21 protein-coding genes are annotated in these 23,691 nt (G+C 64.9%); 13 read left to right on the top strand and 8 right to left on the bottom strand.

The window, feature by feature from the left end; translation table 11 throughout:
- Nucleotides 1–33: 33 nt before the first annotated feature.
- The 5 genes from NCS00_RS09415 to NCS00_RS09395 form a co-directional block, all read right to left on the bottom strand.
- Entirely contained in the window at nucleotides 34–762 is a 729-nt protein-coding gene (locus NCS00_RS09415) for a glycine zipper 2TM domain-containing protein (RefSeq protein WP_250439959.1), read from the bottom strand.
- A 285-nt stretch (nucleotides 763–1,047) separates the two neighbouring features.
- The gene (lysS, locus tag NCS00_RS09410) at nucleotides 1,048–2,574 is read right to left on the bottom strand and encodes a lysine--tRNA ligase (RefSeq protein ID WP_244807434.1); all 1,527 of its coding nucleotides are present in this window, start codon (nucleotides 2,572–2,574) and stop codon (nucleotides 1,048–1,050) included.
- Between the two features lie 76 nt (nucleotides 2,575–2,650).
- Nucleotides 2,651–3,755, bottom strand: a protein-coding gene (prfB, locus tag NCS00_RS09405) for a peptide chain release factor 2 (protein WP_144403574.1) whose coding sequence is annotated in 2 segments (ribosomal slippage) — nucleotides 2,651–3,673 and nucleotides 3,675–3,755 — 1,104 coding nt in all. Because the reading frame shifts where the segments join, the coding sequence is not laid out codon by codon here.
- Between the two features lie 83 nt (nucleotides 3,756–3,838).
- A complete protein-coding gene (recJ, locus tag NCS00_RS09400; protein WP_008341891.1) occupies nucleotides 3,839–5,542 on the bottom strand; it encodes a single-stranded-DNA-specific exonuclease RecJ in 1,704 nt (567 codons plus the stop codon).
- An 11-nt stretch (nucleotides 5,543–5,553) separates the two neighbouring features.
- Complete coding sequence (locus tag NCS00_RS09395) at nucleotides 5,554–6,648, bottom strand: regulator (protein WP_250439958.1); 1,095 nt, start codon at nucleotides 6,646–6,648, stop codon at nucleotides 5,554–5,556.
- A gap of 156 nt (nucleotides 6,649–6,804) precedes the next feature.
- On the opposite strand from NCS00_RS09395, the gene NCS00_RS09390 reads away from it, so the two are divergent.
- The 9 genes from NCS00_RS09390 (at nucleotide 6,805) to ftsB (ending at nucleotide 17,868) form a co-directional block, all read left to right on the top strand.
- Nucleotides 6,805–8,058: a lipoprotein-releasing ABC transporter permease subunit gene (locus NCS00_RS09390; RefSeq protein ID WP_033535777.1), complete on the top strand. Its 1,254-nt coding sequence runs from the start codon at nucleotides 6,805–6,807 to the stop codon at nucleotides 8,056–8,058.
- On the top strand, nucleotides 8,051–8,764 hold the full coding sequence (gene lolD / locus NCS00_RS09385) for a lipoprotein-releasing ABC transporter ATP-binding protein LolD (RefSeq protein ID WP_008341887.1): 714 nt from the start codon (nucleotides 8,051–8,053) through the stop codon (nucleotides 8,762–8,764). Before NCS00_RS09390 ends, lolD begins: the two co-directional genes overlap by 8 nt.
- 26 nt (nucleotides 8,765–8,790) lie before the next feature.
- Complete coding sequence (locus tag NCS00_RS09380; protein WP_175982710.1) at nucleotides 8,791–9,579, top strand: TatD family hydrolase; 789 nt, start codon at nucleotides 8,791–8,793, stop codon at nucleotides 9,577–9,579.
- Between the two features lie 61 nt (nucleotides 9,580–9,640).
- Nucleotides 9,641–12,127 carry a DNA internalization-related competence protein ComEC/Rec2 gene (locus NCS00_RS09375; RefSeq protein WP_244807431.1) on the top strand — a complete coding sequence of 829 codons (2,487 nt, stop codon included), beginning with the start codon at nucleotides 9,641–9,643 and terminating at the stop codon, nucleotides 12,125–12,127.
- A gap of 24 nt (nucleotides 12,128–12,151) precedes the next feature.
- Nucleotides 12,152–12,973 carry an alpha/beta fold hydrolase gene (locus NCS00_RS09370; protein ID WP_008341881.1) on the top strand — a complete coding sequence of 274 codons (822 nt, stop codon included), beginning with the start codon at nucleotides 12,152–12,154 and terminating at the stop codon, nucleotides 12,971–12,973.
- Between the two features lie 161 nt (nucleotides 12,974–13,134).
- Nucleotides 13,135–14,823 (top strand): CTP synthase, encoded by a 1,689-nt coding sequence (pyrG, locus tag NCS00_RS09365; RefSeq protein ID WP_008341880.1) that lies wholly within the window; start codon nucleotides 13,135–13,137, stop codon nucleotides 14,821–14,823.
- Nucleotides 14,820–15,674 carry a 3-deoxy-8-phosphooctulonate synthase gene (gene kdsA / locus NCS00_RS09360; protein WP_008341878.1) on the top strand — a complete coding sequence of 285 codons (855 nt, stop codon included), beginning with the start codon at nucleotides 14,820–14,822 and terminating at the stop codon, nucleotides 15,672–15,674. The genes pyrG and kdsA overlap by 4 nt, the downstream gene beginning before the upstream one ends.
- Nucleotides 15,675–16,003: 329 nt before the next feature.
- A complete protein-coding gene (eno, locus tag NCS00_RS09355) occupies nucleotides 16,004–17,287 on the top strand; it encodes a phosphopyruvate hydratase (RefSeq protein ID WP_008341877.1) in 1,284 nt (427 codons plus the stop codon).
- Between the two features lie 113 nt (nucleotides 17,288–17,400).
- The gene (gene ftsB, locus NCS00_RS09350; protein ID WP_008341875.1) at nucleotides 17,401–17,868 is read left to right on the top strand and encodes a cell division protein FtsB; all 468 of its coding nucleotides are present in this window, start codon (nucleotides 17,401–17,403) and stop codon (nucleotides 17,866–17,868) included.
- Between the two features lie 86 nt (nucleotides 17,869–17,954).
- On the opposite strand, the gene NCS00_RS09345 is transcribed toward ftsB, so the two are convergent.
- The 3 genes from NCS00_RS09345 to NCS00_RS09335 all read right to left on the bottom strand — a co-directional run bounded on the left by NCS00_RS09345 (nucleotide 17,955) and on the right by NCS00_RS09335 (nucleotide 19,995).
- On the bottom strand, nucleotides 17,955–18,305 hold the full coding sequence (locus NCS00_RS09345; protein WP_008341874.1) for a hypothetical protein: 351 nt from the start codon (nucleotides 18,303–18,305) through the stop codon (nucleotides 17,955–17,957).
- Nucleotides 18,306–18,469: 164 nt separating this feature from the next.
- Entirely contained in the window at nucleotides 18,470–19,420 is a 951-nt protein-coding gene (gene hslO, locus NCS00_RS09340; protein ID WP_175982707.1) for an Hsp33 family molecular chaperone HslO, read from the bottom strand.
- 50 nt (nucleotides 19,421–19,470) lie between these two features.
- Nucleotides 19,471–19,995 carry a gamma carbonic anhydrase family protein gene (locus NCS00_RS09335; protein ID WP_008341871.1) on the bottom strand — a complete coding sequence of 175 codons (525 nt, stop codon included), beginning with the start codon at nucleotides 19,993–19,995 and terminating at the stop codon, nucleotides 19,471–19,473.
- A 175-nt stretch (nucleotides 19,996–20,170) separates the two neighbouring features.
- Between NCS00_RS09335 and NCS00_RS09330 the strand changes: the two genes are divergently transcribed.
- The 4 genes from NCS00_RS09330 (at nucleotide 20,171) to NCS00_RS09315 (ending at nucleotide 23,656) form a co-directional block, all read left to right on the top strand.
- Nucleotides 20,171–21,010, top strand: coding sequence for a ferritin-like domain-containing protein (locus NCS00_RS09330; RefSeq protein ID WP_250439957.1), 840 nt, complete (start codon nucleotides 20,171–20,173; stop codon nucleotides 21,008–21,010).
- A gap of 58 nt (nucleotides 21,011–21,068) precedes the next feature.
- Nucleotides 21,069–21,953 carry an alpha/beta fold hydrolase gene (locus NCS00_RS09325; RefSeq protein WP_250439956.1) on the top strand — a complete coding sequence of 295 codons (885 nt, stop codon included), beginning with the start codon at nucleotides 21,069–21,071 and terminating at the stop codon, nucleotides 21,951–21,953.
- 85 nt (nucleotides 21,954–22,038) lie between these two features.
- Nucleotides 22,039–22,869, top strand: coding sequence for a 3',5'-nucleoside bisphosphate phosphatase (locus NCS00_RS09320; RefSeq protein WP_008341867.1), 831 nt, complete (start codon nucleotides 22,039–22,041; stop codon nucleotides 22,867–22,869).
- Between the two features lie 157 nt (nucleotides 22,870–23,026).
- On the top strand, nucleotides 23,027–23,656 hold the full coding sequence (locus NCS00_RS09315) for an L-threonylcarbamoyladenylate synthase (protein ID WP_008341865.1): 630 nt from the start codon (nucleotides 23,027–23,029) through the stop codon (nucleotides 23,654–23,656).
- Nucleotides 23,657–23,691: the final 35 nt, after the last annotated feature.

Here is a 23,691-nt window from a genome sequence, read left to right as displayed (position 1 = left end):
AGGTTCGCCGCCTTTTTGCTTTTTGCGCGCCGATCAACCCGCGACCAGCGTGCCGTTCTGAATATGCACGCGCTCGCCTTGCTGGAACGGCGGCGGATTCTTGTACGTGAAGGTCCGAGTCTTGCCGTTTTCCATCCGCACGTGCACCGAGTAATCGGTTTCGCTGCGGATATGCTTTTCGACCGAATTGCCGGCCAGACCGCCGCCGAGCGCGCCGAGCAGCGTCATCGCCGTGCGCCCGCCGCCACGGCCGAACTGATTGCCAACGACGCCGCCCGCCACCGCGCCGCCGACCGCGCCGATGCCGGTGCCGCGGCCTTCATGCTTGACGGTTGAAATCGACTCGACGGTGCCGCACGTCGAGCAATACGCCGGATGCTGCGGCGGTTGCTGCGCATACGATGGCTGCGCGGGTCGTGGCTGCGCCGGGGCCGGTTGCGCCTGCTGCTGTGCCGCTTGCTGTTGCTGGGCGGCTTGTTGCTGCGCCGCCTGCTGTTGAGCGGCGGCTTGCTGCTGCGCCGGGCTCGGCGCGGCGGAATCGACTACTGGCTGCTGCGCGACCGCCGCCGTCTGTGTCTGCGGGTTTTGCGAGGAATTGCTCGATGCCCTCGGGAACAGTCCCGTCATCGCGGCGGTAGCCACGAGGCTCGCGACGATGACCGCGCCCGCCGCCGTGGCGATGAGCGGATGCAGACGCCGCTGCGGCGGCTGAGCGCTGCCGGAAGAGGGTGACGTGCTGAGTTTGCTGGTTCCGTTATCCATTATCGAACCTCCGTTTCGAGGCGAACTGCCGCTACCGATGTCGGCGATCACGCCCATTCTCGGGGAAGCGCCGACTTTCCGCTTTTTCGGCGTGTAACAAATTCGCGGAGATTGTCTGTTTCGATGAAAGCAGGAGCGATGCCAATCCCGATGGCTCGCGGCTGTGCGCCCTTCCGGGCCGAATACGGCTTGAAATTTTTACCAGCGGTTACAACACGATCGTTCCATCGAAAAAAAACGCGCCTCGAAAGGCGCGCTTTTTTCGCTGAAAACCGAGGCGAAAGCTCAGTCCTCGCGACGCAGATGCGGGAACAGAATCACGTCGCGAATACTCGGGCTGTCGGTCAGCAGCATCACCAGACGGTCGATGCCGATGCCGCAACCGCCCGTCGGCGGCATGCCGTATTCGAGCGCGCGGATGTAATCGGCGTCGAAGTACATCGCTTCTTCGTCGCCGGCGTCCTTCTGGTCGACCTGCTTCTGGAAGCGCGCGGCCTGATCTTCCGGATCGTTCAGCTCCGAGAAGCCGTTGGCGATTTCGCGGCCCGTGATAAAGAGCTCGAAACGCTCGGTGATGCCCGGCACCGAATCCGACGCACGCGCGAGCGGCGACACTTCGATCGGATAATCGACAATGTACGTCGGCTCCCACAATTGCGATTCCGCCGTCTCTTCGAACAGCGCGAGCTGCAGCGAGCCGAGACCGGCGTTGAGGAACGCGGGCTGCGTCGTATCCACACCGAACTTCTTCAGTTCCGTGCGCAGGAAAGCGGCATCGGACAACTGCGCGTCGGTGTATTGCGGCGCGTACTTCTGAATCGCCTGATTGATCGTCAGACGATGGAACGGCTTGCTCAAATCAAGCTCGCGCCCCTGATACGTGATGGTGGCGGTGCCGAGCGCATCGATCGCGGCCTGGCGGATCAGTTGCTCGGTGAAGTCCATCAGCCAGCGGTAATCGGTGTACGCGGCGTAGAACTCCATCATCGTGAACTCCGGATTGTGACGCGGCGACACGCCTTCGTTCCGGAAGTTACGGTTGATCTCGAACACGCGCTCGAAACCGCCGACGATCAGCCGCTTCAGATACAGCTCGGGCGCGATGCGCAGGAACATTTGCATGTCGAGCGCGTTGTGATGCGTGGTGAACGGCTTGGCCGCCGCGCCGCCGGGAATGGGGTGGAGCATCGGCGTTTCGACTTCCATGAAGCTCGCCTGCGCCATGAAATTGCGGATCGACGTGACGGCTTTCGTGCGCGCCATGAAGGTCTTGCGCGATTCCGGCGTGACGATCAGATCGACATAGCGCTGGCGATAGCGCGTTTCCTGATCGGCGAGGCCGTGGAACTTGTCCGGCAGCGGACGCAGCGCCTTCGAGAGCAGACGCAACTCCGTGCAGCGCACCGACAGCTCGCCCTTGTTCGTGCGGAACAGCACGCCCTTGGCGGCGACGATATCGCCCAGATCCCACTTCTTGAATGCGTCGTAGGTTTCGGCGCCGACGTCCGCGGGCGTCACGAAGAACTGGATCTGGCCGCTGCCATCCTGAACCGTCGCGAAGCTCGCCTTGCCCATCACGCGCTTCAACATCATCCGGCCGGCGATCGCGACGGGCAGGGGATTCGCTTCGAGCGCGTCTTTATCCGTTTCGGCGTAGTCGCTCTGCAGCGCGGCGGCCTGATGCGTCGGGCGGAAGTCGTTCGGATAGGCGATGCCTTGCTCGCGCATCGCGCGCAGCTTGTCGCGTCGCTCGGCGATGATCTGGTTCTCTTCCAGTTCGGGAGCGGCGCCCGGTTGAATCGGTTCGGTCATGATGATTGTGGCTTTTTGATGCGAGGCGGGCTGAATTGAAAACGCGGATATCGAAGTCGATACCCGCGTCGGCGAATTAAACGCCCTGTTTCAGACTCGCGCTGATGAAGTCGTCGAGGTCGCCGTCGAGCACGGCGCGCGTGTTGCTCATTTCCACGTTGGTGCGCAAGTCCTTCACGCGGCTCTGGTCGAGCACGTAGGAGCGGATCTGATGGCCCCAGCCCACGTCGGTCTTGCTCGATTCGAGCTTGTCTTGCTCGGCCTGACGCTTGCGCATCTCGAATTCGTAGAGACGCGCCTTGAGCATTTGCATGGCTTCCGCGCGATTGCGGTGCTGGGAGCGGTCGTTCTGGCACTGCACGACGATGCCCGTCGGCGCGTGCGTGAGTCGCACGGCGGAGTCGGTCTTGTTGATGTGCTGGCCGCCCGCGCCGGATGCGCGATACGTGTCCGTGCGGATATCGGCGGGATTGATCTCGATCTCGATCGAATCGTCGATTTCCGGATACACGAACACCGACGAAAACGACGTGTGACGCCCACCCGACGAGTCGAACGGCGACTTGCGCACGAGGCGGTGAATGCCGGTTTCGGTGCGCAGATAGCCGTATGCGTATTCGCCCTCGACCTTGATCGTCGCGCTCTTGATGCCCGCGACGTCGCCTTCGGACTCTTCGAGCACTTCGGTCTTGAAGCCCTTGCGTTCGCAGTAGCGCAGGTACTGGCGCAGCAGCATGGACGCCCAGTCGCACGCTTCGGTGCCGCCCGCGCCCGCCTGGATGTCGATGAAGCAGTTGTTCGGGTCGGCCGGGTTCGAGAACATCCGGCGGAATTCCATGTCTTCGACGCGCAGGCGCAGCGCATCCGCATCGGATTCGGATGCGACGAGCGTGTCCTCGTCGTTTTCCTCGCGCGCCATGCCGAACAGTTCGTCCGCGTCGCGCAGGTCGTTGTCGAGGGCGGTGAGTGCGGAGACCACGCCGTCGAGCAGCTTCTTTTCGCGACCGAGCGCCTGGGCGTTCTTCGAGTCGTTCCAGACGTTCGGGTCTTCGAGTTCCTTATTGACTTCGGCTAGACGCGCGGACTTGGCGTCGTAGTCAAAGATACCCCCGTAGCTCGCCCGCGCGGCGGCGCAGGTCGGCCAGAAGGCTTTCGATCGCGTTGAGACGTTCCGCTTCCATTGTCGATCTTCGGCTTCGTAAAAAGATGAAATTATAGCCGATCGACAGGGTTTCCCCGGCCTTCGGGGTGCGCGGCGGGCCGCTCAGCCCGCGTGCTCCACGATCAGCTGCACCCGCGCGACGCCGTTCCACGAATCGCTGACGAGCCGGTACGCGACGGTCGCGCGCGGCGGCAGCGGATCGACGTGGTTGAACCAGATCGCGTTGAAACGCTGCCGCCCGCGCAACAGTGACAGCTTCAGATGCTTGTCCTTCACGAGCGCCTGCGACGCGACTTCGAACTCGCCGGAGAAGGTCGGCGCGGGAAAGCCCTGTCCCCAGACGGCGGCGTCGAGCATTTCGACGAATTGCGGCGTGAAGTACGCGTCTTCGAGTTCGCCATCGGTTTCGACGGTGCGCGACAGCGCTTCGGCCGTCAGCCATTCGCGCCCGATCGCTTCGAACGCGGCGGTGAAGCGCGGGATGTCGGCGGTGGAAAGCGTCAGGCCCGCGGCCATTGCGTGTCCGCCGAACTTGTGGATGAGGCCGGGCTCGCGTTTGGCGATCAGATCGACGGCGTCGCGCAGATGAAAGCCCGGAATGGAGCGGCCGGAGCCCTTGCTGAGCGTGCCGCTGTCGTCGGCGTGCGCGAACGTGAACGATGGCCGATGAAACCGCTCCTTCAGCCGCCCCGCGACAATGCCGATCACGCCCTGATGCCAGCTCGCGTCGTAGAGCGTGAGCGTGGCGCGCTCGCCCGGATCGATCGTCTGCAATTCGGCGAGCGCCTGCTGCTGCATGCCGGCTTCGATTTCGCGACGCTCGCGGTTCATCGAATCGAGTTGCTGCGCGAGCTCCCAGGCGCGGCCGACATCGTCGGTCGTCAGGCATTCGATGCCGAGCGACATGTCCGACAGCCGTCCCGCCGCGTTGAGGCGCGGCCCGAGTGCAAAGCCGAGATCGAAACCCGACGCCGCGCGCGCATCGCGGCCGGCGGCGCGAAAGAGCGCGGCGATGCCCGGCTGCATGCGGCCCGAGCGAATCCGCTTCAGGCCTTGCGCGACAAGAATGCGGTTGTTGCAGTCGAGCTTCACGACATCGGCGACGGTGCCGAGCGCGACGAGATCGAGCAGGCCATCGAGACGCGGCTCGGGTGTGCCATCGGCATAAGCGCCGCGCCGCCGCAACTCCGCGCGCAACGCGAGCAGCACGTAGAACATGACGCCGACACCCGCGATGCACTTGCTCGGAAACGCGCAGCCCGGCTGATTCGGATTGACGATCGCGCGCGCGGCGGGCAGCTCGTCGCCGGGCAGGTGATGATCGGTGACGAGCACGTCGATGCCGAGCGCGTTCGCCGCCGCGACGCCATCGACGCTCGCGATGCCGTTATCGACCGTGATGAGCAGATCCGGCAGGCCGCTCTTCGAACGCGACGCCAGCTCGACGATTTCCGGCGTCAGCCCGTAGCCGTATTCGAAGCGGTTCGGAACCAGATAGTCGATGTTCGCGCCGAACATCCGCAGCCCGCGCACGGCGACGGCGCATGCGGTCGCGCCGTCGCAATCGTAGTCCGCGACGACGAGCATGCGCTGTCCCGAGACGAGCGCATCGGCGAGCACGACGGCGGCGGCGTCGCAGCCTTTCAGGCCGGCGGGCGCGTGCAGGCGCTTGAATTCGGTTTCGACTTCATCGGGAGAAGTCACGCCGCGCGATGCGTAAAGACGCGCGATGACGGGATGCAGGCCGTGGCGCATCAGCGCTTCGGCATCGGCGGGAGAAGAAGCGCGCGTAACGATTCGCGTCATTGCAAAGTGCCTTATTCGATGAAGAGCGCCGCGATCGGACGGCGCCGCCAGAACTTGCGCAGATCGGCGCGCGTGACCGAGAGCGTGACCGAGCCGGTATCGCCGCAAAGCGTGAGACTCAGGCGGCCGAGCGAGCCGTCGAGAAGCGCCTGCAGCGCGGGCGCGAACCACGCGTTTTCCAGCGCCTTGAGCGCATCGTTCCAGCGCGCCCAATCCTGTTCGATGAACGGCGCGGAGAACGCATCGAGCTCGACGAGCGTCGCGTCCTGCGCGTCGTCTTTCGAGAGCGATGCAAACGACTCCGGCGGCATCGACGGCTTCACGCCGGAAGCGAGCGCGAGACCGCGCGTCGCGGCCGCATCGGACATCACGCGCGCGAACGGGCTTTGCACGGGCCGCATCGCGCCTTGCCCGTGGAGCCAGATCGAATTGATCGCAGGCAGGCCGCGCGATTCGCGTTCCAGATTCAGCGGATGTTCGAACCATGCCATCTGCACTTCGTTCTGCAGCTTCATCCACGCGCGCGCGCGATCGCCGGTGCGGGCCTCGTGCGGCAGCCAGATTTCGATGTTGCGCCCGGTCGCGCGCAACGGCGATGCGCCCGCGAGCGCGCCCAGCGCTTCACCCGACACGTACCAGCGTAATGGCGTCGGCGCTTGCAGCGTCACGCCGAGCGCTTCGATCACCGGCCGCGCGGTCTGGAGCAGGGCGCGCGCTTCTTCCGTGTGCACGCCGAGCGTGTCGGGATCGATCAATACGAGATGATCGTGCGCGATACGGACATGAACCGGCTCGATGCAGGCCCAGAGCGCATCGCCGGGCGTGCCGCCGTCGGCGAGCAGCATGAAGGGCGCGAGCGGGGCGTCGTCGGCATAGCGCTGATCGGCGGGCGTCACCGCGCCGAAGCGGCGCGCGATCCAGCGTTCGTGCGGCAGCGTGCGCTGAAAATCCTCGCCGATGACGCGTTCTTCGAGCGTGGCGCGGGCGAGCAGCTTGTCGAGCGCCGCGCTCTCCAGTCCGTGCAGGGCGGTGGCGGCGTCCGCGGCCGAAGGCAGGGCGAACGGCAACAGGAGATGGAGATGATGAACGGGCATGATGCTCGGCATTGTAGGGCAAAGCGCCTTCTCCGATCAGGCTCGGCGCGCCGTTCCCGCCTCGCGGACGAAGGCTGCCAGTGCGTGGCTTTCGCGACATATGGCAAACTTTCGCAAATTTGCTTCACCGGACTCAACAACGCTGGAACAGCAGCAGAAAGGAATCGCTTGAAACTTCCGTACGAATGGCAGATCGGCTGGCGCTACACGCGCGCCAGCAAACGCACCACGGGCAACGGCTTCATCTCCTTCATCGCGCTCGTTTCGATGGCGGGCATCGCGCTCGGCGTCGCCGCGCTGATCGTCGTGCTGTCGGTCATGAACGGCTTCCAGAAGGAAGTGCGCGACCGCATGCTGTCGGTGCTCGCGCACGTCGAAATCTTCTCGCCGACGGGTTCCATGCCGGACTGGCAACTGACCGCGCAGGAAGCGAAGCGCAATCCGGAAGTGATCGGCGCCGCGCCTTATGTCGAAGCGCAGGCGCTGCTCACGCGTCAGGGCGCCGTGAGCGGCGTCGCGCTGCGCGGCGTGGAGCCCACGCTCGAGCCGGAAGTGTCCGACATCGGCAAGGAAATGCGCGCGGGCAAGCTCACGGACCTGAAGCCGGGCGAGTTCGGCATCGTGCTCGGCAAGGATCTCGCGGCCAACCTCGGCGTGACGCGGGGCGACAAGATCACGCTCGTCGCGCCCGAAGGCACCATCACGCCGGCCGGCATGATGCCGCGCCTCAAGCAGTTCACCGTCGTCGGCGTTTTCGAGTCGGGGCACTACGAATACGATTCGACGCTCGCGCTCATCGAAATCCGCGATGCCGAAGCGCTCTTTCGCCTGCCCGCGCCGACCGGCGTGCGCCTGCGCCTGAAGGACATGCAGCGCGCGCCCGAAGTCGCGCGCCAGCTCGCGGGCACGCTGTCGGGCGATCTGTACATTCGCGACTGGACGCAGCAGAACAAGACGTGGTTCTCCGCCGTGCAGATCGAGAAACGCATGATGTTCATCATCCTCACGCTGATCATCGCGGTAGCGGCGTTCAATCTCGTGTCGTCGCTCGTGATGACCGTCACCGACAAGCAGGCCGATATCGCCATTCTGCGCACGCTCGGCGCGCAGCCGGGCTCGATCATGAAGATATTCGTCGTGCAGGGCGTGACGATCGGCTTCATCGGCACGGCCCTCGGCGTGACGCTCGGCTGTCTGATCGCGTGGAGCATTCCATGGCTCGTGCCGATGATCGAGCATCTTTTCAACGTGCAGTTCCTGCCGTCCTCGGTGTATTTCATCAGCGAACTGCCGTCTGAGCTCGTGCCGGGCGATGTCGTCAAGATCGGCGTCATCGCATTTTTGTTGTCGTCGCTCGCCACGCTCTATCCGAGCTGGCGCGGCGCGAAGGTTCGTCCGGCGGAGGCGCTGCGCTATGAGTGATCTGATTCCGGCCAACAACATCGTGCTGCGGGCATCGGCGATTTCGAAGACGTTCGTGCAGGGCGGCTTCAACGTGCAGGTGCTCAACAACGCGCAACTCGACGTGATGAAGGGCGAAAAGCTCGCGATCGTCGGCGCATCGGGCTCGGGTAAAAGCACGCTGCTGCATGTGCTCGGCGGGCTCGACGAACCGAGCGCGGGCAAGGTCTCGCTGCTCGGCAAGCCGTTCACCGAACTGAAGGAAAAGGAACGCAACGAGCTGCGCAATCGCGCGCTCGGTTTCGTGTATCAGTTCCATCATCTGCTGCCGGAATTCACGGCGCTCGACAACGTCGCGATGCCGCTGCGCATCCGCCGCATGCCCGAGGAAGACGCGCGCAAGGAAGCGCTCGTCATGCTGGAGCGCGTGGGCATCGGGCATCGGGCGAAGCATCGGCCGGGCGAATTGTCGGGCGGCGAGCGTCAGCGCGTGGCGATCGCGCGGGCGCTCGTCACGCATCCCGCATGCGTGCTCGCCGACGAACCCACCGGCAATCTCGACGGCGGCACCGCCGATACCGTCTTCAACCTGATGCTGGAGCTGTCGCGCACGCTCGAGACGAGCTTCGTGATCGTCACGCACGATCCCGATCTCGCCGCGCGCTGCGACCGCATCCTGCGCCTGCGCGACGGCGTGCTGCACGAAGAGCCGGTCGTGCCGGTCTGAATCTTTCGCGACGCGCGGAGGCCGCCATGTGGATCGATACGCACTGTCATCTGGATGCCGGCGAATTCGATGCCGACCGCGATGCCGTCGCCGATGCCGCGCTCGATGCGCTCGTGACGCGCATCGTGATTCCGGGCGTCGGGCGCTTCAACTTCGACACGGTGCGGGCGCTGGCGCATCGCATCGAAGGCGGCGCGTACGCGCTCGGCATTCATCCGCTCTTCACGCCGGGCGCGCACGAAGACGACCTGCGCGCGCTGCGCGAGGAAATCGAAGCGAGCATGGACGATCCGCGCTTTGTGGGCATCGGCGAAATCGGGCTGGATTACTTCGTGCCGACGCTCGACGACGCCCGCCAGCAGTTCTTCTACAACGAGCAACTGAAGCTCGCGCGCGAGTTCGATCTGCCGGTCATCTGTCATGTGCGCAAGTCGCAGGACAAGGTGCTGAAGGGCTTGCGCGCGCACGACATTCATCGCGGCATCGCGCATGCGTTCAACGGCAGTTTCCAGCAGGCCGAGGCGTTCATCGCGCAAGGCATGCATCTCGGCTTCGGCGGCAATCTCACGTTCGAGCGCGCGCTGCAGATCCGCCGGCTCGCGACGGAGCTGCCGCTCGACGCGATCGTGCTCGAAACCGATGCGCCCGACATCGCGCCGTCCTGGCGCTACAAGCAACGCAACACGCCGGACCAGGTCGCGCGCATCGCGCAAGTGCTCGCGCAACTGCGCGGCATCGACGAAAACGTGCTTTCCCTAGGCACAACGGCTAACGCTCACGCTGCGCTCCCACGGCTCGCGCTCGCCTCTTCATAATCGTTTCGATGGACGCATCGGCTGCATGCGTTCGCCGTGACGAGGAACGAAGAGGGAAGACGTGCGGGCGATTCTGCTGGGATTTGCATTGGGTGTCTGGTGGTTGCAGCAGCAGGCTCGCTTGCCGGATGTCATCGCGTGGTGCGCGTGCTGCACGGCGTTCGTCATCGCGATTGCGTCGGGCGCGATCGAGCCGCGTGCGCGCATCGCGAGCTTCGCGCTGGCTGCTTGCGCGCTGGGTTTCGCGTATGCGGCGATACGCGCGGATGTGCGGCTGCGCGAACAATTGCCAGCACGCTACGAGCAGCGCGACATCGAACTGACGGGTTTCGTGCGCGGCATGCCCGAGCGACGGGCCGACGGTACGCGCTTTCTCTTCGAAGTCGAGGCCAACGGCGCGAAATTGCATGACTTTCCGCGCGTCGTGCGCTTGCTTTGGATGTCGGGCGATCATGTTCCGAACCTGCACGCCGGCGAGCGATGGAGCTTGATGGCGCGTTTGAAGCGTCCGCATGCCAACGCCAACTTCGGTCTGCGCGATGCCGAAGCAACGCTGCTCGAACGCGGCATTCGCGCGACGGGTTATGTATCGGCAGCACGCGAGCCGCGCCGTTTGCACGCCGATGCGTCGGGTCCGCGGCTGACGATCGACCGGCTGCGTGCGCGGGCACGCGAACGCATCGAGACCGTGCTCGGCGATGCGCCGCATCGCGGGATCATCGTCGCGCTCGCGGTGGGCGCGCAGGACGCCGTCAGCGATGCCGACTGGACCGTCATGCGCGCGACCGGCACGAGTCATCTCGTTGCGATATCGGGCTTGCATATCGGCTTCGTCGCGGGGCTGGCGGCGTTGATCGTCGGATTCGTGTGGAAGCGCGTGCGCTTGCGCGGCCTGAGCGCGCCGTTGATCGCGGCCACGCCGAAAGCGGCGGCCATCGGCGCGACCGTGTTCGCTGCGTGCTATGCCGCGCTCGCCGGTTTCAACGTGCCCGCGCAACGCACGCTGTGGATGCTGCTGGTCGTTGCGCTCGCGTTTTTCTTCGGACGACGGCCGTTGTCGTCGCTCGTGCTGCTTTGGGCGCTCGCGTTCGTGCTGATCGCGGATCCGTGGGCGGTGACAGCGCCGGGATTCTGGCTGTCGTTCTGCGCGGTGGCGGCGATTCTGCATGCGATCGCGTCGGCGGGACGTCGCGCGTCGCGGGCGCAAACGGAAGAACAGGACGACGTCGATCAATGGGATCGCGTCGATCCGAGCGAAGTCGGTCATCGTCCGCAACATGTCGCGAAGCGCAGGCCGCTCGCGATCGTCGCGCGGTTCGCCGCGCGCGCGCGGCGGTATATCGCGTCGAGCGCGCGTGTGCAGTACGCGGTGACGATCGCGCTCGCGCCGCTCACCGTCTACTGGTTCTCGCAGATTCCGCTGCTCGGTCCGCTCGCGAATGCGTTCGCGATTCCGTGGATCAGCGCGCTCGTGACGCCCGCGACGCTCGCCGGTCTCATGCTTCCCGCACCGCTCGATGCGCCGATGCTTCACGTCGCCCATGCCGCGTTGTCCGTGCTCTGCGACATGCTCGCGCGTCTCGCGAATGCCGCGCCCGCGTCGCTCTGGCTTTTGCCCCGGCCGGATGCGTTCGCGCTCGCGGCATCGTGCGTCGGCGTCGCATGGGCGCTCGCGCCGCGCGGCTGGCCGTTGCGCTTCGCCGCGCCGCTGACGTGGCTGCCGCTGCTCGCGCCCGCGATGCATCCCGCGCCGGTCGGCGCGTTTCGCGTCACCGCGCTCGATATCGGCCAGGGCTCGGCGCTCGTCGTCGAAACGGCGCGGCACACGTTGCTCTTCGACGCCGGTCCCGGTCCCGAATCGACGCATGCGGGCGAGCGGATCGTGGTGCCGTATCTGCAGGCTGCGGGCGTGCGCGCGCTCGATGCGCTCGTCATCAGCCATTCCGATTCGGATCACGCGGGCGGCGCGCCGGCGGTGCTGCAATCGATCGCCGTGCGGCAACTGCTCGCGTCGCTGCCCGCGCAGGACGCGTCGTGGTCCGATGCGCGCGCACGCGGCGCGCAGACGCTGCGTTGCGCGGCGGGGCAGCGCTGGACGTGGGACGGCGTCGAATTCCGAATGCTGTGGCCCGAGCCGGGACCGCTTTCGGGCAAGCCGAATCGGCAGTCGTGCGTGCTCAAGGTGACGAACGCGGCGGGACGCTCGGCGCTCTTCGCCGCCGATATCGAAGCGGACGTCGAACGCATGCTGATCGCGCGCGACGCGTCAGACCTGCGCGCCGATGTGCTCATCGTGCCGCATCACGGCAGCCGCACTTCGTCCACCGAGCCTTTCCTCGATTCTGTCGGGCCGTTGGCCGCGATATTTCAGGTAGGCTATCGCAACCGTTTTCATCATCCGCATCCGACCGTTTTCGCGCGCTACCGGATGCGCGACATCGTGCTTTCGCGCAGCGACGAAGACGGCGCGGCGCGTATCGAAATCGGTTCGCAGATTACGTTCGAGCGCTACCGGCAAAGCCACGCGCGCTACTGGATGGCGCGCTAAACGCTAAAAAAACAAGAGACACGCTTGAAAGACATCATCCATTTCTCGCACGCGAACGGTTTTCCCGCATCGACGTATCGCACGATGTTCGCGGAGCTTTCCGACGAATACGAAGTTCGCAGCATCGAGCGCATCGGTCATGACGCGCGCTTTCCCGTGACACGCGACTGGCCGTATCTCGTCGATCAGCTCATCGACGACATGAGCCGCTATCGGCGCGAAGCCGACGGCGATCATCCGAAGGTGTGGCTCGTCGGGCATTCGCTCGGCGGCTATCTGTCGCTGATGGCGGCGCTGAAGCGCCCGGAATGGGTGAAAGGCGTGGTGATGCTCGATTCGCCGGTGATCGCGGGCTGGAAGAGCGGACTCCTGCGCGTCACGCAATGGACCGGGCTGGACGAGCGCCTGTCGCCCGCCGCCGCGACGCGCAAGCGCCGCACGCAGTGGGCGAGCCGCGACGAGGCGTGGCGGCATTTCCTGTCGAAACCGGCGTTCGCGCGCTGGGACGAACGCATGCTGTCGGACTATATCGATTTCGGCATTCCGCAGACCCATGCGAACGGCGCACGCTCGCTCGCATTCGATCGCCATGTGGAATATCTGATCTATCGCACGCTGCCGCACACGCTCGGCGCGCGGCTCGCGCACGGCGCACCGGTGCCCGTCGGTTTCATCGCGGGGACGCATTCGCGCGAAGTGCGCCAGGTCGGGCTCGGGATGACGCGGCGCATCGCGGGCGAGCACATCGAATGGATGGAAGGCAGCCATCTCTTTCCGATGGAGCGCCCGATCGACACCGCGCGCGCCGTGCAGCGGCTGCTCACGGCCATGCAGACGGCGCGCTGAAAAGGGCGCGAGCGCGCGCGCGGGACTTGACGAACGGCCCGCGTCACGTTCCGCAAAAATGACGCCGAAATGCGCGGATTTGTAGCCAATATCCGCGCCGGGCGCGCTTCGTGGGAACCGGCCTTTACGGTATAATCCGTTTTTCCCGCGAGCATCTAGCGATGACCAAATATGTATTCGTCACCGGCGGCGTAGTTTCGTCCCTTGGCAAGGGTATTGCCGCCGCCTCTCTCGCCGCGATCCTCGAATCGCGCGGTCTCAAAGTCACTCTCCTCAAGCTCGATCCCTACATCAACGTCGACCCCGGCACGATGAGCCCGTTCCAGCACGGGGAAGTGTTCGTGACGGAAGACGGAGCGGAGACCGACCTCGACCTCGGCCATTACGAGCGCTTCATCAGCACGAAGATGCGCAAGGCCAATAACTTCACCACGGGCCAGATCTACGAATCGGTGATCCGCAAGGAACGCCGCGGCGAGTATCTCGGCAAGACGGTGCAGGTCATTCCGCATATCACCAACGAAATCCAGGCATTCGTGGAGCGCGGCGCCGCTGCGGCGACGTGCGGCCAGCCGGACGTGGCGATCGTGGAAATCGGCGGCACGGTGGGCGACATCGAATCGCTGCCGTTCCTCGAAGCCGCGCGTCAGATGAGCCTGCGCATGGGCCGCAACAGCGCGTGCTTCGTGCACCTCACGCTCGTGCCGTTCATCGCGACGGCGGGTGAACTCAAGACAAAGCCCACGCAGCACAGCGTGCAGAAGCTGCGCGAAATCGGTATCTATCCGAACGTGCTCCTGTGCCGCGCCGACCGCCGCATTCCCGACGACGAGCGCGCCAAGATTTCCATGTTCTCGAACGTGCCCGAAGACGCGGTCATTTCCGTTTGGGACGCGGACAGCATCTACAAGATTCCGCAGATGCTCAACGACCAGCACCTCGACGACATCATCTGTGAAGAGCTGAAGCTCGCGCCGCCGCCGGCCGATCTGGCGATGTGGTCGAACCTCGTCGAGAAGCTCGAAAATCCGAAGCACGAAGTGACCATCGGCATGGTCGGCAAGTACGTCGAGCTCACCGAATCGTACAAGTCGCTGATCGAAGCGCTGCGTCACGCGGCCATCCATACGTCGACGAAGGTCAACATCGAGTACATCGATTCCGAGCAGATCGACGCCGAAGGCACCGACGCACTGAAGCACCTCGACGCCGTGCTGGTGCCGGGCGGTTTCGGCCGTCGCGGCACGGAAGGCAAGATCAAGGCGATCCGCTACGCACGCGAATCGAAGACGCCGTATCTCGGCATCTGCCTCGGCATGCAGCTCGCGGTGATCGAGTTCGCGCGCGATGTCGCCGGTCTCGCCGATGCGAATTCCACCGAGTTCGATCAGGACACGGGCAACCCGGTCGTCGCGCTCATCACGGAGTGGTACGACCGCGCGGGCCGCATCGAAAAGCGCAACGAAGAGTCGGATCTCGGCGGCACCATGCGCCTCGGCTCGCAGAAGTGCCCGATCAAGCCGGGAACGATGGCCGAGCGCATCTACGGCAGCGATGTGAACGAGCGTCATCGTCACCGTTATGAAGTCAATAACCGTTTCGTGCCCCAGCTCGAAGCCGGCGGGCTTATCATCAGCGCCCGTACGCCGAGCGAGGATCTGCCCGAGATGATGGAGTTGCCGCAGTCGCTGCACCCGTGGTTCGTCGGCGTGCAGTTCCACCCCGAATTCACGTCGACGCCGCGCGACGGGCATCCGCTCTTCAAGGCATTCGTCGATGCAGCGCGCGCGCACGCCGAAGGCAATGGCGTGAAGGCGCCGGCGAAAGCCACCGCGGGAGCGCAAGCATGAAGCTGTGTCATTTCGAAGCGGGCCTCGACAAGCCGTTCTTCCTGATCGCGGGCACGTGCGTCGTCGAGTCGGAGCAAATGACCATCGACGTCGCCGGCCGGCTGAAGGAAATCACGCAGAAGCTCGGCATTCCGTTCATCTACAAGTCGTCGTTCGACAAGGCGAACCGCAGTTCGGGCAAGTCGTATCGCGGTCCGGGCATGGACGAAGGCCTGCGCATTCTCGGCGAAGTGAAGAAGCAGCTCGGCGTGCCCGTTCTCACGGACGTGCACACCGAGGAAGAAATCGAAGCGGTCGCATCGGTCGTGGACGTGCTGCAAACGCCCGCGTTCCTATGCCGTCAGACCGACTTCATCCACGCGTGCGCGCGCTCGGGCAAACCGGTCAACATCAAGAAGGGCCAGTTTCTCGCGCCGCACGACATGAAGAACGTGATCGACAAGGCGCGCGACGCCGCGCGTGAAGCGGGTCTGTCGGAAGACCGCTTCATGGCGTGCGAGCGCGGCGTGTCGTTCGGCTATAACAACCTCGTGTCCGACATGCGCTCGCTCGCGATCATGCGCGAAACCAACGCGCCGGTCGTCTTCGATGCCACCCATTCGGTGCAGTTGCCGGGCGGGCAGGGCACGAGCTCGGGCGGTCAGCGCGAGTTCGTGCCGGTGCTGGCGCGTGCGGCGGTCGCGACGGGCGTGGCGGGCCTCTTCATGGAGACCCATCCGGACCCGGCCTGCGCGAAGTCCGACGGCCCGAACGCGGTGCCGCTGCATCACATGGAAGCGCTGCTTTCGACGCTCATCACGATCGATCGCGCGGTGAAAAGCGGTTCGTTCCTCGAGAACGACTTCAACTGAGCGTCGGCAGCAAAAAGTAGTACGGCGCGGGCGTCATCATGGGCGCCCGTGTTGCGAGATCAGGCCGTCCGGCGTCATCCGGGCAACGGAGGAGCGTGCAACGCATCGGGGCGGCATCCGCAACCGGCGGATGAGACGCCCGCTCCCCACGAAAGCGATGCGGACCGGATTCGATCCGGTCCCGAAACGACCGCTCTTTGCGCCGGAGCTGAACCCGGCGGTCATCGAATGGGTCTGAGCGAAGCCAGTGAAGCGTGTATCGAAGTGTAAAAACAGGCGGCGCGCTTCGTTGTGACTGACAGAATTCATCGTCATTTCTTGAGGAAACCATGAGTGCTATCGTAGATATCATCGGCCGCGAGATTCTCGATTCGCGAGGCAATCCGACCGTCGAATGCGACGTGTTGCTCGAGTCGGGCACGATGGGCCGCGCGGCGGTGCCTTCGGGCGCATCCACCGGCTCGCGCGAGGCCATCGAATTGCGCGACGGCGAAGCGGGCCGCTACGGCGGCAAGGGCGTGCTTAAGGCCGTCGAACACATCAACACCGAGATTTCCGAAGCCATCATGGGCCTCGACGCCTCGGAACAGGCTTTCCTCGACAAGACCCTGCTCGAACTCGACGGCACCGACAACAAGTCGCGTCTCGGCGCGAACGCGATGCTCGCGGTGTCGATGGCGGTCGCGAAGGCTGCCGCCGAAGAAGCCGGCCTGCCGCTGTACCGCTACTTCGGCGGCTCGGGCGCGATGCAGCTTCCGGTGCCGATGATGAACATCGTCAACGGCGGCGCGCACGCGAACAACAGCCTGGACATCCAGGAATTCATGATCGTCCCGGTGAGCCAGCCGACGTTCCGCGAAGCGCTGCGTTGCGGCGCGGAAGTGTTCCACGCGCTGAAGAAGATCCTGGCCGAGCGCGGCATGAGCACCGCGGTGGGCGACGAAGGCGGCTTCGCGCCGAACTTCGGCAGCAACGACGAGTGCCTGTCGACGATTCTGCAAGCCATCGAGAAGGCCGGTTATCGCGCCGGTGAAGATGTGCTGCTCGCGCTCGACTGCGCGGCGAGCGAGTTCTATCACGACGGCAAGTACCAACTGGCTGGCGAAGGCCTGCAACTGTCGTCGACCGAATTCGCGGATTACCTCGCCACACTCGCCGACAAGTTCCCGATCGTGTCGATCGAAGACGGCATGCACGAGTCGGATTGGGAAGGCTGGAAGACGCTGACCGACAAGCTCGGCAAGAAGATCCAGCTCGTCGGCGACGATCTCTTCGTCACGAACACGCGCATTCTGAAGGAAGGCATCGAGAAGGGCATCGCGAACTCGATCCTCATCAAGATCAACCAGATCGGCACGCTGACGGAAACCTTCGCGGCGATCGAAATGGCCAAGCGCGCGGGCTACACGGCGGTCATCTCGCACCGCTCGGGCGAGACGGAAGATTCGACCATCGCGGACATCGCGGTCGGCCTGAACGCCGGCCAGATCAAGACCGGCTCGCTGTCGCGCAGCGATCGCATCTCGAAGTACAACCAGTTGCTGCGCATCGAGGAAGATCTCGGCGATATCGCCAGCTACCCGGGCAAGTCGGCGTTTTACAACTTGCGCTAAAGCTTTTGCCGCTTTAGTCGATAAGGACGCTTAGTGGTCTTTGAAGCGTCATCTTTTGAAGCCCGTCGCCCGGGGCAGCTTGCCGCCGGGCGGCGCTTATTTCGGCTACGTGAATGCGGCTCGTAACTGTCGTTCTGGTTCTTTTGCTGGTGCTGATCCAATACCCGCTCTGGTGGGGACATGGCGGCTGGCTGCGCGTGCATGAATTGCAGCAGCAGCTCGCGCAGCAGACGGACAAGAACACGAATCTGAGACTGCGCAACGAGCGCGTCCAGGGCGAAGTGCAGGACCTGCAAAACGGCACCGCCGCCGTGGAAGAGCGCGCGCGCTACGAGATGGGCATGGTGAAGGACAGCGAGGTGTTCGTGCAGTTCGTCTCGCCGAATTCGAACGCGCCCGTCAATTCCGCGAACGTGCCGGGCATGAACGGCTCGACGCGCGGTCAGGTTTCAGCGGCGCCGCTGCGCGTGGTGCCGAATCCCGTGTCGCGCTCGAAGCAGGAGTTGCGCGAGCTGGACAAGAAGGCGCAGAAGGAAAAAGCGGCCGAAGCGAAGAAAAAGCAGCAGGGCGCGGCGCAGTAAGACGCCGGCTGGTTGAGAGAAAAAATGGCGCGGTCACGACCGCGCCATTTTTGTATTTGGCAGACAAAGGCGGATGGCCGCCTCGCCTACCACGAAGTGCCGAATCCGATGCCGGTGCCCCAGTACGGGCCGCCCCAGCCGCCGCTCGAATAGCCGCCGTAGACCGACACCGGCGCGGGCGCGTAGAACTGCGACATCGTCTTCGCGGCGTTGCCAGCCGCGGCTGCCTGCTGCGATTCGTTGAGCGCCTGCTTGTCGATGGCGTTGTAGCGGTCCATCTCCTGCTGCGGCGTGAGCGTCTGTTGCGGCGCAGGCGATGTGTCGGGCAAGCGGCTATAGATCGGCGACGGGCCGGGCGGATCCATCATGCAGCCGGCGACGAGCGCGACCCCGGCCAGACACGGCAGCAACTTCCAGTTGAGTGTTGCGGTTTTCATTTTGCGACCTCCAGCGGGCCGGACATCTGTGCAGGAGTCCCATCATAGCTTGCGGAATCTGTCGTGAGAGCCGGGCCGAAAGCAGGCCGCAAGCGGCGCGCCGTGCTTCGAGCGTCACCGGCGCGCGTGGCGAAACCTCGACTGGACAAGGCTTGCGCGGCGTTTCAGTGGCGCCGGTCCGACGCCGGGCTCACACCTTGTGAGAGTTCGTTTGCGACAAAAAGTTGCGCAACGTCGACGGAGTCGAAGTCATAGCGCTGGTTGCAGAACTCGCAATGCACTTCGACATTGCCGCGCTCCACGATCACGCTGTCGACTTCCTCGCGGCCGAGCATCTTCAGCATGCCGCCGACCTTCTCACGCGAACACGTGCACTGGAAGCGCGCCGCTGCCGGCTCGAAGTGCTGGACGTTTTCTTGCCAGAAAAGGCGCTTGAACACGGTATCCGGCTCTTCCTTCAGCAATTCGTCGTTCGAAAGCGTGCTGCCGAGATGGCAGACGCGCTGCCACGTATCGGCGTCGTGCTCGCCCGGATGCGGAACGATGCCGCCATCGCCCGGCAGCTTCTGCAGCAGCAGGCCGACGGCGCGGTCGGTATCGGCGGCGAGCCACAAGCGTGTGTCGAGCTGCTCGGAGTGATGCATGTAGTGCTCGAGCACTTCGGCCATCGACTTGAGCGCGCCATGCTCGTCCGACAGCGGTACGATGCCCTGATACGGTTGCTGCCCCGGCTTTTTGTCGGAGGGATCGAGCGTGATGACGCAGCGGCCGCGCCCGTGACGGTTCAGCAGGTCCGGCAGCGACATTTCGCTGTCGAGCTCGCTCTCGCCGCCATCGGCCAGCTTCGCCGTGGCGCGCAGCGACAGGTTGGAATTGCACTGCACGACCAGCATCTTCACGGGGCCGTCGCCGTAGATCTGCATGATGAGCGTGCCGTCGAACTTGAGGTTCGCGGACAGCAGCGCGCATGCGGCCATCATTTCGCCGAGCACGTTGCGCACGGCCACGGGATACGAGCGGCGCGCGAGCACTTCCTGCCACGTATGACGCAACGAGACGATCTCGCCGCGCACCGGCGCCGCGTTGAACATGAATTTCTGCAACTGGTCGTTCACAACTCTTCCTTGGGTGTTGAGGCTGCTGCGCCGTCTCGTGCGGCGTCCGTTCAGCCGATACGCACGAGGTGCGCCTTGTAATATTCGCGACGGTCGGCATAACTCGCCGTGGCCGCACGCATGCGGGCGATATCCGCCTCGCCGATTTCCCGCACTGCCTTGGCGGGCGCGCCGAGAATCAGCGTATTGTCCGGAAACACCTTGCCTTCGGTGACGACGGCGCCCGCGCCAACCAGACAGTTGCGGCCGATCACCGCGCCATTCAAGACCACCGCCTGGATTCCGATCAGCGAGCCTTCCTTGATCGTGCAGCCGTGCAGCATTGCCTGATGGCCGACGGTGACATCGCTCTCGATCGTCAGAGGAAAACCCGGATCGGCGTGGAGTACCGCGCCTTCCTGCACGTTGCTGCCGCGTCCGACGACGATCGGCTCGTTGTCGCCGCGCAGCGCCGCGCCGGGCCAGACACTCGCGTTTTCCTCGAGCGTCACCCGGCCGATGATGGTCGCGGTGTCCGCGAGAAACACGCTTTCGTGGATGGTCGGGGCGTCGTCGCCGAGTTTGTAGATGGCCACATTGTCTCCTGAGGCGTGATGTCGTGAAGGTGGGACTACAATGCGCGCCTGCCGGTGAGGCGGCGCACGCGCATTGTTGCGCGTTTTGAGGCGTCCGCCGGGATTACCATTTTAGCTGTTTGCCGTAAGCGTCCGCTGGAACGCAGTGTTCGACGCCCGTTTTCGAGACAGTCCGATGCACGACCTTGTCATTTCCCCGGAAGCCGATGACTGCGCCCGCCGCGCAGCGCTCGCGGTCCTGCGCGAGCGCGATCCCGCGACGAAAGCCGCGCGCGCCCGCGCACTTTTCGATGCGGCGCGCGCCCAGCCGTCGCGGATCGATCCACGAGCCGCGTTCGCGGAACCCGGCGATCTGCCTGGCCGGCCCGAGCGTCCGGCGCTCGTGGAGCCATCGTCGCTGAAGCGTCGCAGCATGCAGTCGGATGCGGGGCGCGCCGTGCTGTTGCACGCGCTCGCGCACATCGAATTCAACGCGATCAATCTCGCGCTCGATGCCGTCTGGCGATTTCCGTCGATGCCGCAGGATTTTTATCTCGACTGGTTGAAGGTGGCGGCGGAGGAGGCGCATCACTTTTCGCTGCTGAGCGCGCGCCTCGCCGATTTCGGCCACGCTTACGGCGACTTCCCGGCGCACGATGGGCTGTGGGACATGGCGCAACGCACGCGCGGCGATGTGCTGGCGCGCATGGCGCTCGTGCCGCGGACACTGGAGGCGCGCGGGCTCGACGCGTCGCCGCCGATCAGAAAGCGTCTCGCGCAGGCGGGCGATCACCCGTCCGCGGCGATCCTCGACGTCATCCTGCGCGATGAAATCGGCCATGTGTTGATCGGCAATCGCTGGTTCCGGTTTCTGTGCGACGCGCGAAATCTGGACCCGCACACGACTTACGGACGCCTCGCCGCGCAATATCACGCGCCGAAGCTGCGCGGCCCGTTCAATTTCGAAGCGCGCCGCGACGCCGGTTTCGACGAAGCCGAACTGCGCGCGCTCGCCGGCCTCGACGATGCGAAGTAGGGCAGGTTCTTCGTCGCTATAATCGAACGATCATCCTTTTTTACTTCGAGACGACACCATGAAAGATTCGCGCTCCGAATTCGTCGACGCGCGCGGCGTGCGCCTGCACGTACGCCGCTGGGGCTCGCCCGACGCCCCGATGCTCTTCATGCTGCACGGCTGGATGGATATCGGCGCGTCGTTCCAGTTCGTCGTCGATGCACTCGCGGGCGACTGGCAAGTGCTCGCGCCCGATGCGCGCGGCTTCGGGCTCTCCGACTGGCCGGTCGCGCAGAAGGGCGGCGGCCATTACTACTTTCCCGACTATCTCTCCGATCTCGACGTGCTGTTCGACCATTACGCGCCGGGCGGTCAGATGAACATCGTCGGCCACAGCATGGGCGCGAACGTCGCGCTGCTGTACGCGGGCGTGCGGCCCGCGCGCGTGCGCCGCGTGGTCGATCTCGAAGGCTTCGGATTGCCGGCGGCGCGCGCGTCGCAATCGCCGGGGCGCATTTCGCAATGGCTCGACGATCTGCGCGCGCCGCCCGCGCTGCGCAGCTACGCGAGCCTCGACGAAGTCGCCGACCGGCTGATCCGCACGAATCCGCGTCTGCCGCTCGCGCGTGCGCGCTATCTCGCGCAACACTGGTCCCGCGAGGAAGCGGATGGGCGCTTCCATCTGCTTGCCGATCCGGCGCACAAATTGCGCGGACCGACGCTGTATCGGCTCGACGAGGTGAGCGCGGCGTGGGCGCGCGTGGCGGCGCCCGTGCTGCACGTCGAGGCGAAGGATTCGCCGACGCTCGCGGCTTTCGCGGGCGAGACGCCCATCGCCGAATTCAAGACGCGCTTTCAGGCGTTTCCCGACTGGCGCGAGGAAATCGTCGACGAGGCCGGTCACATGATCCATCACGATCAGCCGGAGCGCGTCGCGGCGCTCGTCGAATCGTTCTGCGCGTGAGCGGCGCAGCACGGAACGAAGGAACTACATAATCGGCTTGTCGCGCCGATACAGTTAGAATGTGAGTGAAGCCCGATAAACGACGATGAACGCCGATCTGCATTGCCATTCCACCGTGTCCGACGGACAGTTTGCGCCCGCCGATGTCGCCGCGCGCGCGCACGCGAACGGCGTCACGCTATGGTCGCTGACGGATCACGATCAGCTCGGCGGGCAGGACGAAGCGAAGAAGGCCGCCGAGGCGCTCGGCATGCGCTATCTGCCCGGCGTCGAGATTTCGGTGACGTGGGCGTCGCGCACGGTGCATATCGTCGGCATGAACGTCGATCCGCATAACGATGCGCTGCGCAAGGGGCTCGAATCGACGCGCAACGGGCGCGCGGCGCGCGGCGTGGCGATCGGCGAGGCGCTCGCGGCGGTCGGCATTCCGGATTGCTACGAAGGCGCGCTGCGCTTCACCGACGATCCCGACATGATCTCGCGCACGCACTTCGCGCGGTATCTGGTGGAGGCGGGGTATGCGCAGTCCACGTCGGATGTGTTCGCGCGCTATCTCGGCGACGGCAAGCCGGGTTTCGTCGGGCATTGCTGGGCGAAGCTCGCGGACGCCGTGAAATGGATCAAGGATGCGGGCGGCGAGCCGATCATCGCGCATCCGGGCCGCTACGACTTCACGCCGGTCGAGTTCGCCGCGCTCTTCGATGAATTCATCGAGCTCGGCGGCCGGGCCATCGAAGTCGTGACGGGCAGCCATACGCCCGACCAGTACCGCGAATACGCCGATGTCGCGCGCCGCTATGGGTTCGAGGCATCGCGCGGCTCGGACTTCCACGGCGCGGGCGAAGGGCGCGTCGATCTCGGCCTGCTTCCGCCGTTGCCCGACGATCTCACGCCTGTCTGGGAGCGCTGGCTTTAGCGTTCCCGCGGCGCGCGTCTTTCTGTTCGCGCGCACGGTCTTTGCATCACCTGTGATTTTCCGCACGCGCATCGCGCAGGGCGCGCTCGCGCGCGAGACAAGAAGTCGCGCGCCGCTCGGCCCATCGCGATAACGATCGAAACAATAAGGCGTCGCCATGTCTCAATTCTTTCGCATTCATCCGGATAATCCGCAGCCGCGGCTCATCAATCAGGCCGTGCAGATCATCAAGGACGGCGGTCTCGTCGCGTTGCCGACCGATTCGAGCTACGCGCTCGGCTGCCATCTCGACGACAAGGACGCGGTCGAGCGATTGCGACGCGTGCGCGGCATCGACGACAAGCAGTTGCTCTCCCTGCTCGTGCGCGACCTCTCCGAGCTGTCCAATTTCGCCATGGTCGACAACCAGCAGTATCGGCTGATCAAGTCGGTGACGCCTGGGCCTTACGTTTTCGTGCTGCAGGCGACCAAGGAAGTGCCGCGGCGGCTTTCGCATCCGTCGCGCAAGACGATCGGGCTGCGCGTGCCCGATCACGCGATCACGCTCGCGTTGCTGGAGGCGCTCGGCGAACCGCTGCTTGCATCGACGCTGATCCTGCCGCCCGACACCGAGCCGCTCAACGACGCCGAGGAAATCCGCGAACGCCTCGAAAAACAGATCGAACTCGTGATCGATGCCGGCGCGTGTCCGGCGGAGCCGTCCACGGTGATCGATCTTTCTTCGGGGGAGCCAGTGCTCGTGCGCGCGGGGAGAGGCAGTCTCGAACCGTTCGGGCTCACGGCGTAAGCGCCGCGCAGTAGCGCACACGGGCATAAGTCCCG

It is taken from the genome of Caballeronia sp. AZ1_KS37, assembly GCF_023631165.1.
Classification (GTDB): Bacteria; Pseudomonadota; Gammaproteobacteria; order Burkholderiales; family Burkholderiaceae; genus Caballeronia; species Caballeronia zhejiangensis.
The sequence above is the reverse complement of the archived record's forward strand: the minus strand, read 5'-3'. Positions and strand labels throughout refer to the sequence as shown.